This is a genomic window from Faecalibacterium sp. Marseille-Q4137 (assembly GCF_017377535.1).
In the GTDB taxonomy this organism is placed as follows: domain Bacteria; phylum Bacillota; class Clostridia; order Oscillospirales; family Ruminococcaceae; genus Faecalibacterium; species Faecalibacterium duncaniae.
The window spans coordinates 80684-94289 of sequence record NZ_JAFREK010000005.1 but is presented as its reverse complement, the minus strand read 5'-3'; the positions used below and the strand labels follow the sequence as shown (position 1 = coordinate 94289).

At 60.9% G+C, this 13606-nt stretch carries 11 protein-coding genes, 1 tRNA gene and 1 riboswitch; of the genes, 10 read left to right on the top strand and 2 right to left on the bottom strand.

Annotated elements, in window-relative coordinates:
• Positions 1-24: 24 nt before the first annotated feature.
• Positions 25-1944, top strand: coding sequence for a flavocytochrome c (locus tag J3353_RS03725; protein WP_207684208.1), 1920 nt, complete (start codon positions 25-27; stop codon positions 1942-1944).
• Positions 1941-2303, top strand: coding sequence for a NusG domain II-containing protein (locus J3353_RS03720; RefSeq protein WP_207684207.1), 363 nt, complete (start codon positions 1941-1943; stop codon positions 2301-2303). Before J3353_RS03725 ends, J3353_RS03720 begins: the two co-directional genes overlap by 4 nt.
• Positions 2304-2365: 62 nt before the next feature.
• On the opposite strand, the gene J3353_RS03715 is transcribed toward J3353_RS03720, so the two are convergent.
• Entirely contained in the window at positions 2366-2770 is a 405-nt protein-coding gene (locus J3353_RS03715) for a DUF1284 domain-containing protein (protein ID WP_156072428.1), read from the bottom strand.
• Complete coding sequence (locus J3353_RS03710; RefSeq protein ID WP_035394764.1) at positions 2767-3318, bottom strand: biotin transporter BioY; 552 nt, start codon at positions 3316-3318, stop codon at positions 2767-2769. The genes J3353_RS03715 and J3353_RS03710 overlap by 4 nt, the downstream gene beginning before the upstream one ends.
• 237 nt (positions 3319-3555) lie before the next feature.
• Here J3353_RS03710 and J3353_RS03705 point away from each other — a divergent pair, with 237 nt between their 5' ends.
• From J3353_RS03705 to J3353_RS03670, 8 genes are all read left to right on the top strand, one after another.
• Complete coding sequence (locus J3353_RS03705; protein WP_242699329.1) at positions 3556-5193, top strand: HlyD family efflux transporter periplasmic adaptor subunit; 1638 nt, start codon at positions 3556-3558, stop codon at positions 5191-5193.
• 12 nt (positions 5194-5205) lie between these two features.
• A complete protein-coding gene (locus J3353_RS03700) occupies positions 5206-5955 on the top strand; it encodes an ABC transporter ATP-binding protein (protein ID WP_117506087.1) in 750 nt (249 codons plus the stop codon).
• Positions 5952-7157, top strand: coding sequence for an ABC transporter permease (locus J3353_RS03695; RefSeq protein WP_207684205.1), 1206 nt, complete (start codon positions 5952-5954; stop codon positions 7155-7157). The genes J3353_RS03700 and J3353_RS03695 overlap by 4 nt, the downstream gene beginning before the upstream one ends.
• A 206-nt stretch (positions 7158-7363) precedes the next feature.
• The gene (locus J3353_RS03690) at positions 7364-9550 is read left to right on the top strand and encodes an S-layer homology domain-containing protein (RefSeq protein ID WP_207684204.1); all 2187 of its coding nucleotides are present in this window, start codon (positions 7364-7366) and stop codon (positions 9548-9550) included.
• A complete protein-coding gene (locus J3353_RS03685; protein ID WP_156059710.1) occupies positions 9550-10329 on the top strand; it encodes a ComF family protein in 780 nt (259 codons plus the stop codon). Before J3353_RS03690 ends, J3353_RS03685 begins: the two co-directional genes overlap by 1 nt.
• Before the next feature lie 72 nt (positions 10330-10401).
• Positions 10402-10476 (top strand) — tRNA-Pro (locus tag J3353_RS03680).
• A 111-nt stretch (positions 10477-10587) separates the two neighbouring features.
• Positions 10588-11859: a glycerate kinase gene (locus J3353_RS03675; protein WP_207684203.1), complete on the top strand. Its 1272-nt coding sequence runs from the start codon at positions 10588-10590 to the stop codon at positions 11857-11859.
• A gap of 38 nt (positions 11860-11897) precedes the next feature.
• Positions 11898-12117, top strand: a riboswitch (cobalamin riboswitch).
• 177 nt (positions 12118-12294) lie between these two features.
• On the top strand, positions 12295-13530 hold the full coding sequence (locus J3353_RS03670; protein WP_097773372.1) for a sirohydrochlorin cobaltochelatase: 1236 nt from the start codon (positions 12295-12297) through the stop codon (positions 13528-13530).
• Positions 13531-13606 lie beyond the last annotated feature (76 nt).

The window sequence follows — 13606 nt, the reverse complement described above, 5'->3', positions numbered from 1 at the left end:
ACTGAGAAGGAAAAAGAAGAAACCATGAAAAATACGAAAATGAAACAGAGCATTGCAGCGCTGGCCATGGCTGCTGTCGTTGCAGTGAGCCTGCTGGGCTACGGCTGCGGCAGCAAGTCCGCCTCCACCACCGGCGCTGGTGCTACCGGCGATTTTACCGGCACTGCCAAGGGCTTTGGCGGCGATGTTACCGTTACCCTGACCCTGACCGACGGCAAGATCACCGGCTGCACCGCTGAGGGTGCCGATGAGACCGAGGGCGTTGGCTCCAAGGCAATCGAGCAGCTGCCCGGCGAGATCGCCGAGAGCGGCAGCATCGAAGTAGATGGCGTGTCCGGTGCTACCATCACCTCCAATGCCATCAAGGAGGCAGCCGCTGCTGCCATCACCGCTGCTGGTCTGAAGCCTGAGGATTTCCAGACCGCTGTGGAGAACAACGCTGAGCCTGCTGAGGACTCTACTGTTGATACCGACATCGTCATCGTGGGTGCAGGCGGCGCAGGTATGACCGCTGCCCTGACTGCCACCAGCGAGGGCAAGAGCGTTGTCATCGTGGAGAGCCAGTCCATGGTGGGCGGCAACTCTGTGCGCGCTACCGGCGGCATGAACGCCAGCAAGACCGTGTATCAGGATGAGAACGAGTTCGCTGAGGGCGCAGGTGTCGAAAAGACCCTGAAGGCCGCTGCTGAAAAGTATGCTGACAACGAGACCATCACCGCTCTGGCTGCTACCGTGGCCGAGCAGTGGGCTGCCTACCAGGCCAACCCCACCGGCTACTTTGACAGCGTTGAGCTGATGGAGCTGGATACCATGATCGGCGGCAAGGGTGTCAATGACCCTGCTCTGGTGGAGACCCTGTGCTCCAACAGCGCTGATGCCATCGACTGGCTGGGTGAGCAGGGCATCACCCTGAACAGCGTCTCCTCTGCAGGCGGCGCATCCGTCAAGCGAATCCACCGCCCTGTGAATGAGGAGGGCAAGGTCGTCTCCGTGGGTGCTTATATGGTGCCCCTGCTGGAGGAGGACTGCCAGAAGGCTGGTGTCCAGATCATGGTGAACACCACCGCCACCGAGATCCTGACCGATGACAACGGCGCTGCTGTTGGCATCAAGGCCACCGGCGCTTCCGGTGAGACCATTACCATCAACGCCAAGGCCGTGATCCTGACCTCCGGCGGTTTCGGCGCAAACATGGATATGGTCGTTGAGTATAAGCCCGAGCTGAAGGGCTTTATGACCACCAACGCCCCTGGCATCCTGGGCCAGGGCATCAAGATGGCACAGGCCATCGGTGCTGACACCGTGGATATGGACCAGATCCAGATCCACCCCACTGTCCAGTACGACAGCGCTTCTCTGATCACCGAGGGTCTGCGCGGCGACGGCGCTGTTCTGATCAATTCCGAGGGCAAGCGCTTCATTGATGAAGTCGGCACCCGTGACGTGGTCTCTGCCGCTGAGATCGCACAGCCCGGCAGCTACAGCTGGCTGATCATTGACCAGAAGATGGTCGATGATTCCAGTGTCATTCAGGGCTACATCAAGAAGGGCTACACCTTCGAGGGCAAGACCTATGAGGAACTGGCTGAGCAGATCGGCGTGGACGGCGCTGCTCTGGCCGAGACCATGAACACCTGGAACGGCTACGTTGAGGCCAAGAATGACCCCGACTTTGGCCGCACCAGCTTTGCAAACAAGCTGGATACCGCTCCCTACTATGCCATCAAGGTCACCGCAGGCGTTCATCACACCATGGGCGGCCTGAAGATCAACACCAACACCGAAGTCCTGAACGAGAACGGCGAGATCATCCCCGGCCTGTTCGCAGCAGGTGAGGTGACCGGTGGTGTCCACGGTGCAAACCGTCTGGGCGGCACTGCTGTCTCTGACTTCGTTGTCTTTGGCCGCATTGCAGGTGCAGCTGCAAGCAAGTACGCTGCATGAAACGCCTGAAAAGCTGGCAGAAAAACCTGATCTTTGCGGCCGTGGTGCTGGCCGCGGCAGCACTCCTGTTCGTGCTGTACCGTGCCAACGCCCCCAAAGCGGAGCCGCTGGTGGCCGTGGTCGATTTCGGCGACGGCATCACCGAAACGATCCCGCTGGACGAGGACCACGATTATCTGTATGATGTGGGCGATTATATCGTGCATCTGCAGGTAAAGGATGGGGCTATCGCCTTTCTCGACAGTCAGTGCCCGGACCATGTGTGCGAGCAATTCGACTGGCTGAGCGAGCAGGATGCCTGGGCCGCCTGTGTCCCCGCCGGGGTCTATGTAACGGTGCAGGCCGCAGAAACAGAATAAAACAAAGAGGCCGCCGTGCAGGAGATGATCCTGCACGGCGGCCTGTTGTATAGGGGGAAATGTTATTTCACGTATTTGCCTTCGCAGATATTCTTGCAGCAGGCGCTGATGGGGAACCAGCAGCAGTCCCGGCAGATATCGGCCAGCATCTCGGGGGTGGCTTTGGCATCGATCTCCCGGATGAGGGCCTGGTAGTCGTATTCCTTTTCCTCCAGCCCGAAATACTCCACAGTCTTGCGGTCGTACCGCTTGACCTTTTCCTGTGTGTCGCACAGGTCGGTGTCCAGCTTGTTGGGGCAGCAGGAACAGAGGGTGTCGGTGGAGAAGGTGAGCTGGATCTTCGTCCCGGGCACATCCCGCAGCTGATGGACGATATCGTTCATGTGCTCCACAAAGGCTTCGCTGTAGCCATGGCCGGAGTAGCCCTGGGTGCAGAGCAGGTGATGCGGGCGCAGTACGATGCTCATGCCTTTTTTACCCCCGGGATCCGCTTCCGGATGTTCAGGCCCAGCACGCAGGCCAGCACAGCCTTGATGATGGCGGTGGGGATGAAGGGAAGAACGCAGGCAGAAACAGCCACGGACACGGTGCTGTGGGCGACGATCACGAACAGGATAACACCCACGATATAGTTGACCACGGTGCCCACGACAACCGCCACGGGGAAAGCACCCTTGAAAGCATCCCTGTGCTCCACGCCAAGGCCGATGATGTAGGCCATGATGGGGAAGGAGATCAGAAAGCCGCCGGTGGGGCCGACAAACTTATCGATGCCGCCGGAGAAGTTGGCCAGCACGGGCACGCCCACAGCGCCCAGCAGCAGATAAACGAGCGTGGCAATGGCGGACAGCTTGGAGCCCAGCACCACAGCCGCCAGCGTGATGGCGAAGGTCTGCATGGTCATGGGCACACCCAGCGGCATGGGGATGGAGATCTGTGCCATCACGGCGATGACGGCGGCAAACAGGCCCGCGTAGCAGATATCGCGCACCGAGAACTTACTGGTCTGATTCATAGAAAAAATCCTCCTCTGGTTTGGTTCAAACAACGTCCCGATTAAACCAGAAAGCGGCAGACAGGTCAACTTGCGATTTGCACAAAGGTTTACAATCTGTGAAAATTTGCTGAAAAGCGATCAAACGAAATTTGGACGCTTGTGTATCCGGGCAAAATGCGATACACTACACCTATACATAGGAAAGGAACCTGACAGGCCGCCCCCGGCGGGCCTGAATCTGATAGGAGGAACATGATGATCTGGAATAAGAAGAAGGACGGCGCGGAGAACCCGGGTGCGGAAACGCCTGCGGCACAGACAACCAAGGCCCCGGTGCTGTTTTTGCAGAAGAACTGGAAATGGCTCGTGCCGGTGGTCTGTGTGGTGATCGCGGGCGGTGTGTTTTTGCTCAAGCCCAAGAGCGCCAGCACCACAGCCGTGGACCCCAGCTATCTGGAGACCAGCCCTGAAGTGCGGGATGTCTCCAACACCCTGAGCGGTACCGGCACCCTGAACCCTGCCAACACCTACACCGTGAAATCTCTGGTGGAGGGCAAGGTGCTCACCGGCGAGTTCGAGGAGGGCGACGTGCTGGATGAGGGGAGCATCCTCTACACGCTGGACAGCTCGGACGCTTCCACCAATTTTGAAAAGGCTGAGATCGCCATGCAGCAGGCACAGCGCAGCTATGACAAGGTGGTGGACCGCCAGTATGTGCGTGCCGAGGTGGATGGCACCGTGAGCACCCTGAAGGTCGCCAAGGGCGACGAGGTGACCAGCGGGCAGGAGGTCGCCATCATCCGCGACAGCTCCAAAATGCTGCTGACGCTGGAATTCCCCGCCGCTGATGCCGCCAATTTCAGCGTGGGCCAGACCGCCCAGGTGACGCTGGACGGCACCTTTGAGCAGCTGGACGGCACCGTGACCAGCGTGACCGGAACGGATGCCCTGAGCACCGGCAACCTGCTCACCCGCACCGTGACCATTGCCGTGCGGAACGCGGGTGGCCTGACCACCGCGCAGGCGGCCACCGCCTCCATCAACGGGGTCAGCTCCATCGGCTCTGCCACCTTTGGCTATCAGGCAGAGCGTACCCTGACCGCACAGGCCGCAGGCACCGTGACCTCCATCCATGTGCAGGAGGGCCAGACTGTTGCCAAGGACGATATCCTGATCGAGCTGAGCGGCGATGACCTGACCGAGAGCATCCAGTCGGCCTCTGAGACCCTGCGCAGCGCTGAGATCTCCCTGCAGAACCTGCAGGATACCATGGCCAACTATACCGTCACCTCTCCCATCAGCGGCACCATCATTGAAAAGGATGCCAAGGTGGGCGATGCGGTCAAATCCGGCGATACCCTCTGCGTCATCTACGACCTGAGCTATCTGGAAATGGTCATCAATGTGGACGAGCTGCAGATCAGCTCCCTGACTGTGGGCCAGAAGGTGCAGATCACGGCCGATGCCGTGCAGGATAAGAACTATGTGGGCACTGTGACCCGCGTCTCCATGAAGGGCGCTTCCAACGGCGGCACCACCACCTACCCGGTGACCATCCGCATTGACGAGACCGACGGCCTGCGGCCCGGCATGAACGCCAATGCCGAGATCGTGGTGGCCGAGGCTGCCAATGCCCTGACCGTGCCCAATGCGGCCATCGTCCGGGGCGGCTATGTGCTGGTGACCCAGGATTCCCCCAGCGCTTCCAAGGCGGATGCCACCATGGAGGCACCCGAGGGCTTTGTCTATGTGGCCGTCAAGACCGGTGTCAGCGATGATGATTACACCCAGATCGTCAGCGGCATCCAGGAGGGGGACACCATTGGTTACGACCCCAACTCGGTCAGCAGCGACAGCTACTATGACGATGGCAGCGGCATGATGATCTTCTGATGGGAGGATGGAATGAGTGCTCTGATCGAATTTGATGCGGTCTGCAAGTATTACCAGATGGGCGACACCACGGTAAAAGCCGCCGACCACATCACCATGAAAATAGAAAAAGGCGAGTTTGTTGCCATTGTGGGCCAGTCCGGCTCCGGCAAGTCCACCTGCATGAACATCATCGGCTGTCTGGATGTGCCCACGGCGGGCACCTACCGGCTGAACGGCCGGGATGTGGGCAAGATGAGCCGGAACGAGCTGGCCTCCATCCGCAACGAGATGCTGGGGTTCATCTTCCAGCAGTATAATCTTCTGCCCAAATTAAACTTACTGGAAAACGTGGAGGTGCCGCTGGTCTATGCGGGCATCCCACGCGCCGAGCGCCACCGCCGGGCCCGCGAGGTGCTGGAGCAGGTGGGGCTGGGCGATAAGCTGAAAAACAAGCCCAACCAGCTTTCGGGCGGCCAGCAGCAGCGCGTATCCATCGCGCGGGCGCTGGTGCGCAACCCGGCGATCATTCTGGCGGATGAGCCCACCGGCGCGCTGGACAGCCACACCGGCCGCGAGGTGCTGGGAATGCTGCAGGACCTGCATGGGCAGGGCCATACGGTGGTGCTTATCACCCATGACAACTCCATTGCCGTGCAGGCCGACCGCATCATCCGGCTGGAGGATGGTCAGGTGGTCTACGATGGCGACTCCCGCGCGCCGGAAGCCATCGTCCAGCCGACGCTGAACTTTGAATCGGCAGAACAGGAGGGGAACAAATGATCATTGAGACCTTCCGTCAGGCCCTCCAGAATGTGTGGAGCAACAAACTCCGCACCTTCCTGACCATGCTGGGCATCATCATCGGTGTCATGGCGGTCATCGTTATCGTGGGCCTGGGCAACGGCATGACCCAGAGCATGCGGGACAGCTTTTCGGCGCTGGGCACGAATGCCCTGTCCATTCAGGTCTGGGGCTACGGCTCCCGCACCGCCTCGGTGGAGGATGTGTATAAGATCGCGGATAAGAACAAGGAGCTCATCTCCGCAGTCTCGCCCCAGATCGATTTCAGCAACAACACCCCCAAGGTGGGCACCACGACCTACCGCTACGGCACCAGCGTTTACGGTGTGGACGAGCACTACACTGAGATGAAAAACTATACCCTCGCCCAGGGGCGCGGCCTGCAGTACATGGACATCAAGGACAACAAGCAGGTCTGCATCATCGGCGATTACCTCAACCGGGCGGCCTACGGCGGCAACGCGGTGGGCCAGACCATCAAGCTGGGGGCCTACAAGTTCCGGATCGTGGGCGTGCTGAACGCCAAGGTGACGGACAAGAACATGCAGCAGGGCTCCGACGATGACTGCATCTATCTGCCCTACACCACGGCCATGCGGCTCTCCAACCAGTCCAGCGCCAAGAACTTTGTTGCAATTATGAAGGACGAGAGCCGGGCCAACGAGGCCAAGGCGGTGGTGGAAAGCGGTCTGCACGACCTGCTCAAGAGCGACAACGCTTACTACATCTACAGCGCCAGCGAGTGGCTGGAGGAGATGAACGAGATGATCAACATGGTCATCATCATCCTTACCGGCATTGCCAGCATCTCACTGCTGGTGGGCGGCATCGGCATTATGAACATCATGCTGGTGTCGGTGACCGAGCGCACCCGGGAGATCGGCATCCGCAAGGCACTGGGTGCCAAGGAGCGGGTGATCCTGTCGCAGTTCGTGGTGGAAGCTGCCACCACCTCCGCACTGGGCGGCGTGCTGGGCATCGTCCTTGGCTATATCGTGTCCATGGCGGCAAACCGCATCCTGCCCATGATCTCCAGCGACATTGATGTGACCGTCAGTCCCTCGTTCAACTCCATCGTGGTGGCCTTTGGCATCTCGGTGGGCATCGGCGTGCTGTTCGGCTACCTGCCCGCCAAGCGCGCCGCAAGGCTGAACCCCATTGAAGCGCTGAGATATGATTAAACCTTTCACCGCTTCGGTCTGGCTTTGCCAGCGCCTTGCGGAGCTCCCCTAATAGGGGCAACAACGACGACCGCCGCCAGTGGCGGATGAAGGGAGGAGTTGTTGGGGCCGCGGCCAGCAGGATGCAAGTGCAAGGCTTTGCACGAAGCAGACGCTGGGAGCCGCAACCCGGAATACATTAGAAACTATTTTAAGGAGGATTTTCCATGAAAAAGCGAATCCTTGCATTTCTGCTGGCGGTAAGCATTGCCGTGTCGATGCTGGTGCTGCCGGCATCGGCAGCGGGCAACGCCAACACGGCGGTCCAGTTGTCCATCACGCTGAACGCGATGGACAGCAGCCAGCAGGCTGCTCTGAACGCTGTGGTCACCCGCAGTGCGCTGGCCCGGATGCTGGTGTCCTACTCCACCTACCGCGAGAGCGTGGGCTCTCAGGGCACGGTGGGCACCCTGTTCACCGACCTGCCCGGCACTTCGCCCTATGCCCCCTATGTCCGCATTGCGGTGCAGAACGGCTGGATGAACGGCTACACCGACGGCTCTTTCCGGCCCGACAACGCCGTGACGCTGGAGGAGGCGGTCACGGCCATCCTCAAGCTGATGGGCTATAAGATGACCGACCTGAGCGGCTCCTTCCCCAACGCACAGCTGAACAAGGCCAGTGAGCTGGGCCTGCGCAATCAGGTGGACCGCAGCCAGGGCGAGGCGCTCAACTACGAGGAGTGCGCCCTGCTGTTCTACAACACCCTGACAGCCAACGCTGCCAGCGGCAGTGCCTACGGCAGCAGCCTGGGCTTCACGGTCTCCAACGGTCAGGTGGATACCTCCAGCGTCATGCTCAAGAGCCTGAAGGGCCCCTTTGTGGCGGGCGATACGGTCCAGCTGCCCTTTGTTCCCAAGATGGTCTACCGCAACGATAAAGCGTCGGAATCTGCGGAACTGAACAAATACGACGTGTATTATTACAGCGAAAGTTTACAGACGCTGTGGGTCTACACCCGCCGCGCCGCTGGCCGCATCACGGCAGTTTCGCCCAGTGCCAGCGCCCCCACCAGTGTAACGGTGGCAGGCACCAGCTATACGCTGGGTTCCTCTGCGGTGGCCTCCCAGGTGTCCTCCCTCAACGGCGGCGGCGTGGGCGAGGTCGTCACCCTGCTGCTGGGCATGAACAATGAGGCTGCCGGGATCGTGACCGGCGAGGAAGCCGACAACGTGTTCTACGGTGTCGTGCAGACCGCCACCCGCAGTCTGGTGGAAGAGAACGGCGCGGATGTTTTGCAGAAAGTCTCCGTCATGTGCACCGATGGCATTGCCCGCACTGTGAATGTGGACAAGAGCCTGAACTTTCCGCAGGGGTGGCTGGTAGAGATCAAGGTCACCCCGGAGGGCGAGAGCGTGGAGCACATCGAGGACCGCCGCGTCAACGGCACCATCAATGCCAATGCCACTGCTCTGGGCGCAGCCGCCCTGGCCGACGATGTAGAGATTCTGGATACAACTTCGGAGGGTGTGGCTGGGACGGTTCGTCCCAGCCGCCTATCGGGGGTAACACTGAGTGACCTCGATGTCCGCTACTATACCGTCAACGATGCCGGACAGATCGACCGGCTCATCCTGAACGATGTGACCGGCGACCTGTGGAGCTACGGCGTGCTGGACGATGTGAAAAATCTGGCCATGAATTATTCTGACCTGAAGAGCCTCGTCACCAGCATTACGGCGGGAGATTCCGCTTCCGGCACCACGACCACGACAGGCACCACCACCGGAGCGGCCACGGGCGGCACCGACGGCTCCGGCTCTACCTCGGATACCACCACCACTGTGACCGGTGCCACGGCGGTAGACCGCCTGTCCAATCTGCTGGTGCCCACCACCAGCGAGATCCTGTGGGGCATCGTCTCGGGCGATATCCTGAGCACGGCCTGGCAGAAGCTGACCAGCAACACCGGCTCCCTGATGAGCATTGGCTTCCAGCAGATCGCGGAGATCACGGGCACCCCCTTCAAGCAGATCTTTAACTACATCGGCGGCGGGGCGACCTATATCTGCTACGTCAACGGCGCGGTGGCCAGCTACACCACGGCCATCAAGTATCCGGTGCTGGCGGGCGGCATTGCCGTGCGGCAGGAGACCACCGGCTCTGTCAAGGCCATGATGCAGCTGATGCCCCTGAAGATCGACAAGGTCGGCGCGGCCTCGGTGCTCTCGGGCAATGAACGCTACGAGATGGCAGACAATGTGCAGGTCTACCTGTGGTACAAGGGCCAGTATTACCCCACCAAGCTGGCTCAGGTGGATGCGGACGGCTACCAGCTGACCGGCTGGTACGATAATTTCGGCTGCGCTGCCGGAAAAAAGGTCCGCGTCATCATTGCGGTCAAGAACGACTGATGCTTTATTACAGCGGCCTGAGCCGCACACTGCGGCAGCTGCGCTGGGTGCTTTACCCGCGCCGCTGCCCTTTTTGTGACCGGGTGCTGGGGAACCAGCCTGCCTGCCCGGACTGCGCCGATGGGCTGGCAGAGCTGCGCCGTGCACCTTCCATGCGGCTGCGCGGCTCCGAGCACTACCTGGGGCGGCTGGATGGGGCAGCCGCGCCCTACCGATACACCGGCCTTGTCCGCCGCGCGGTGCTGCGGGCGAAATATCAGGGCGCGCCCTGGGCAGCTGTAGAGCTGGGCGTGGAGATGGCCCGCCTGCTCTTTGGCAGCGAGATCAGAATGCGCGGCTCTGAGCCCCTGCCCGAACCGGTGCCGGGCCTTGACAGGGGTTACGACTGCATCCTTCCGGTACCGGCCTCCAGCAAAAAGCGCGGCTACAATGTGCCGGAGCGGATGGCACAGCCCCTTGCCCGGGCGGTGGGCGTGCCGGTGGTCACGGACGCGCTGACTCGTGCCCGCTCCACCCGGCGGCAGGAGGGACTTTCCCTTGACGAGCGGCTGGCCAATGTGGCGGGTGCCTTCCGGGTGGCCCGGCCGGAGGCTGTGGAGGGAAAGCGCATCCTTCTGGTGGACGATGTTCTGACCACCGGAGCCACGGCCTCGGCCTGCGCGCAGGCTCTGCTGGATGCCGGTGCGCAGAGCGTGTTCGCTGTGGCGCTGGCTACGGTGGAGTTTCCGCAGCCGGTGGGCAGCACAACGGCCATTGCCGAAAATGAAAAAGAAATTTGAAAATAGTGCTTGACAAAACACCATTCTTCGGGTATACTGATTGAGCTGTGAGCGACAAGCTCGATCAGATGTCCGGGTGTAGCGCAGTTTTGGTAGCGCGCTTGAATGGGGTTCAAGAGGCCGTGAGTTCGATTCTCGCCACTCGGATTGAAACAAGACCGACGATTTCAAAAGAGATCGTCGGTCTTGATTTTTTATTCGGCTGTTTCTGGTGCGCTGTCCCGGAGGGGCGGGCACCGCTGCAAGGAGGGCGAGTCTATGAATGCTGCACTGCGCCGGGATGCGGATGTGATCCTTCGTTCCAGCCTGAACGCTGTTCTGCCGGATGAGGCGGTGCGCCGTGCGCTGCGGGATCTCCGGCCCGGGAAGGGCCGGGTGCTTCTGGTGGCGGCGGGCAAGGCGGCCTGGCAGATGGCACACGCGGCGGTTGAAACGCTGGGCCGGGTGGATGGCGGTGTGGTCGTGACCAAGTACGGCCATGTGAAAGGTGAGATCCCAGGTGTGGCCTGCTATGAGGCGGGCCACCCGGTGCCGGATGCAAACGGTTTTGCGGCCACTCAAAAGGCGCTGGAGCTGGTGCAGGGGCTGACTGCCGGGGATACGGTGCTGTTCCTGCTTTCCGGCGGCGGCAGTGCGCTGTTCGAGCAGCCGCTCGTTCCCGGGGCAGAGCTGCAGGACATCACGAGCCAGCTGCTGGCCAGCGGGGCCGACATTGTGGAGATGAATACCATCCGCAAGCGGCTTTCCGGTGTGAAGGGCGGGCGGTTCGCGCAGCGCTGTGCCCCTGCGCAGGTGTTCAGCATCGTGCTGAGCGACATTCTGGGGGATCCGCTGGATATGATCGCCAGCGGCCCGGCGGTGCCGGATACCTCCACCTGCGCCCAGGCGCTTGCCGTTGCCAAAAAGTATCATCTGGCACTCTCAGCACAGGCCCGGGCCCTGCTGGCGCAGGAAACGCCCAAAACGCTGGACAATGTGACCACCCGGATCACCGGCAGCGTGCGGGAGCTTTGCCGTGCCGCGGCCAGCGCCTGCCGGAATCTGGGATATGAACCGGTTCTCCTGACCGACCAACTCTGCTGCGAAGCACGGGAAGCAGGCAGCTTCCTTGGCTCCATTGTCCGCACCCAGGCAGGGCAGGGGAAAAAGCTGGCCTACATCGCGGGCGGCGAGACCATCGTTCACCTGACCGGAAAAGGGCTTGGCGGAAGAAATCAGGAGCTGGCCCTTGCGGTTGCGCCTGCCATTGCCGGGCTGAACGCGGCGGTATTCTCTGTGGGCAGCGATGGCACAGACGGCCCCACCGATGCCGCCGGCGGCTATGTGGATGGGGATACCCTTGCCGCGCTGGAGGCCGGGGGCTGGAGCGGATACGCTGCTTTGCAGAACAACGATTCCTACCACGCCCTGAAAGCAGTGGATGGCCTGATCATCACCGGGGCAACGGGCACCAATGTCAACGATGTGGCGGTGGCCCTGATCGGGGAAAAAACACCGCCTGTGAGCCCGGAAGTTTCCCCGGAGTGGTGATTGCATTCCTCCGTTGAGTATGTTATACTGAACAGCGAACTGAATAGAAAACAGCAGGTGCGTACCGCCCGCGGCTCTGGCCGGGGGCAGGCACGTTAAAAGGGAAGCGGGTGCAAATCCCGCACGATCTCGTCACTGTGATAAGGGAGTTTACCGCCAGGGTGCAGCTGCACCGGTCACTGGAACGTATGTTCCGGGAAGGCGGCGGTGGATGTTGAGCTTTCAGCCAGGAAACCTGCCCGCTGTTGGTACGGGGGCGCAAGCCCCAGATCACGAGGAATTGGTTGTACCCAAAAAGCCTGAAAAAACTGAAAAGGGCCTTTTTGCTTTGCCATCCCGCAAGCAGAAAGGCCCCTTTTGTTTTGCCGGGCACTCTTTCCTGTACCTTCTGTTCAGCAAAAATCATGTTCAAAAACAGGAAAGGAACGAACAAAAATGAGAAAACGCACCATCCACAAAGCAGCGGCCGCTCTGACCGCTCTGGCCCTCTGCGCCGGTGTACTGACCGGCTGCGGCGGTGCCGCAAGCAGCACCACTGCTTCCAGCACGGCAGGATCTGCTGCCAGCAGCGAGGTTTCCGGCGAGGAGGCTGACGAATTGGCCGCAAAGAATGTTGCAGACCTGATCGATGCCATCTATGTGCAGGAGCGCACCGATGACACCGATGCCCAGTGTGAGGCCGCCAAGGCCGCATGGGATGCCCTGACCGATGCCCAGAAGGAGCTGGTCGAGGGCGAAGAGGCTGACCCTGACTACTTTGGCCGCGACACCGGCGATGCTTCCAAGGACGACAGCCGCAATCAGGACGACATCGGCGAGAATGAGCTGCTGGTGGTTTCCTTCGGCACCTCCTTCAACGACAGCCGAGTGAAGGATATCAAGGGCATCGAGGATGCGCTGCAGGCCGCTTATCCCGATTGGTCTGTCCGCCGCGCCTTCACCGCACAGATCATCATCAACCATGTTCAGGCCCGCGACGGCGAGAAGATCGACAACATGCAGCAGGCTCTGGATCGCGCTGTGGCCAACGGCGTGAAGAACCTGGTCGTCCAGCCCACCCACCTGATGCACGGTGCAGAGTACGACGAGATGATGGAGATGATCGACGAGTACAAGGACAAGTTCGAGAGCGTCGCCGTTGCTGAGCCCCTGCTGGGCGAGGTTGGTGCCGATGCTGCCGTCATCAACGCCGACAAGGAAGCTGTTGCCAAGGCCGTTACCGCTGCTGCTGTGAAGGATGCCGGTTTCGACAGCCTGGAGGCCGCCGCTGAGGAGAAGGTCGCCTTCGTCTTTATGGGCCACGGCACCTCCCACACCGCAAAGGTGAGCTACAGCCAGATGCAGACCGCCATGCAGACCCTGGGCTACAGCAACGTGTTCATCGGCACGGTGGAGGGTGAGCCCGAGGAGACCGCCTGCGAGAACGTCATCGAGGCTGTCAAGGCCGCCGGTTACACCAAGGTCATCCTGCGTCCCCTGATGGTCGTTGCCGGTGACCACGCCAATAACGATATGGCCGGTGCGGATGACGATTCCTGGCTGAGCCAGTTCCAGGCCTCCGGTGACTTCGCGTCCGTGGAGTGCCAGATCGCCGGTCTGGGTGAGATCGAGGACATCCAGCAGCGCTACATTGAGCACACCAAAGCCGCCATTGATTCCCTGAACGGCTAATATTCCGCATTTCCAATGCCCGAAGGGAGAGATCTTTTCGGGCATTTTTTATGGAGAGCTTCCCCGCATGAGGAGA

Coding starts and splice junctions, on each gene's coding strand:
- J3353_RS03670 (WP_097773372.1), top strand. CDS start 12,295: ATGAGAAAACGCACCATCCACAAAGCAGCGGCCGCTCTGACCGCTCTG.
- J3353_RS03700 (WP_117506087.1), top strand. CDS start 5,206: ATGAGTGCTCTGATCGAATTTGATGCGGTCTGCAAGTATTACCAGATG.
- J3353_RS03675 (WP_207684203.1), top strand. CDS start 10,588: ATGAATGCTGCACTGCGCCGGGATGCGGATGTGATCCTTCGTTCCAGC.
- J3353_RS03690 (WP_207684204.1), top strand. CDS start 7,364: ATGAAAAAGCGAATCCTTGCATTTCTGCTGGCGGTAAGCATTGCCGTG.
- J3353_RS03715 (WP_156072428.1), bottom strand. CDS start 2,770: ATGAGCATCGTACTGCGCCCGCATCACCTGCTCTGCACCCAGGGCTAC.
- J3353_RS03705 (WP_242699329.1), top strand. CDS start 3,556: ATGATCTGGAATAAGAAGAAGGACGGCGCGGAGAACCCGGGTGCGGAA.
- J3353_RS03720 (WP_207684207.1), top strand. CDS start 1,941: ATGAAACGCCTGAAAAGCTGGCAGAAAAACCTGATCTTTGCGGCCGTG.
- J3353_RS03695 (WP_207684205.1), top strand. CDS start 5,952: ATGATCATTGAGACCTTCCGTCAGGCCCTCCAGAATGTGTGGAGCAAC.
- J3353_RS03685 (WP_156059710.1), top strand. CDS start 9,550: ATGCTTTATTACAGCGGCCTGAGCCGCACACTGCGGCAGCTGCGCTGG.
- J3353_RS03725 (WP_207684208.1), top strand. CDS start 25: ATGAAAAATACGAAAATGAAACAGAGCATTGCAGCGCTGGCCATGGCT.
- J3353_RS03710 (WP_035394764.1), bottom strand. CDS start 3,318: ATGAATCAGACCAGTAAGTTCTCGGTGCGCGATATCTGCTACGCGGGC.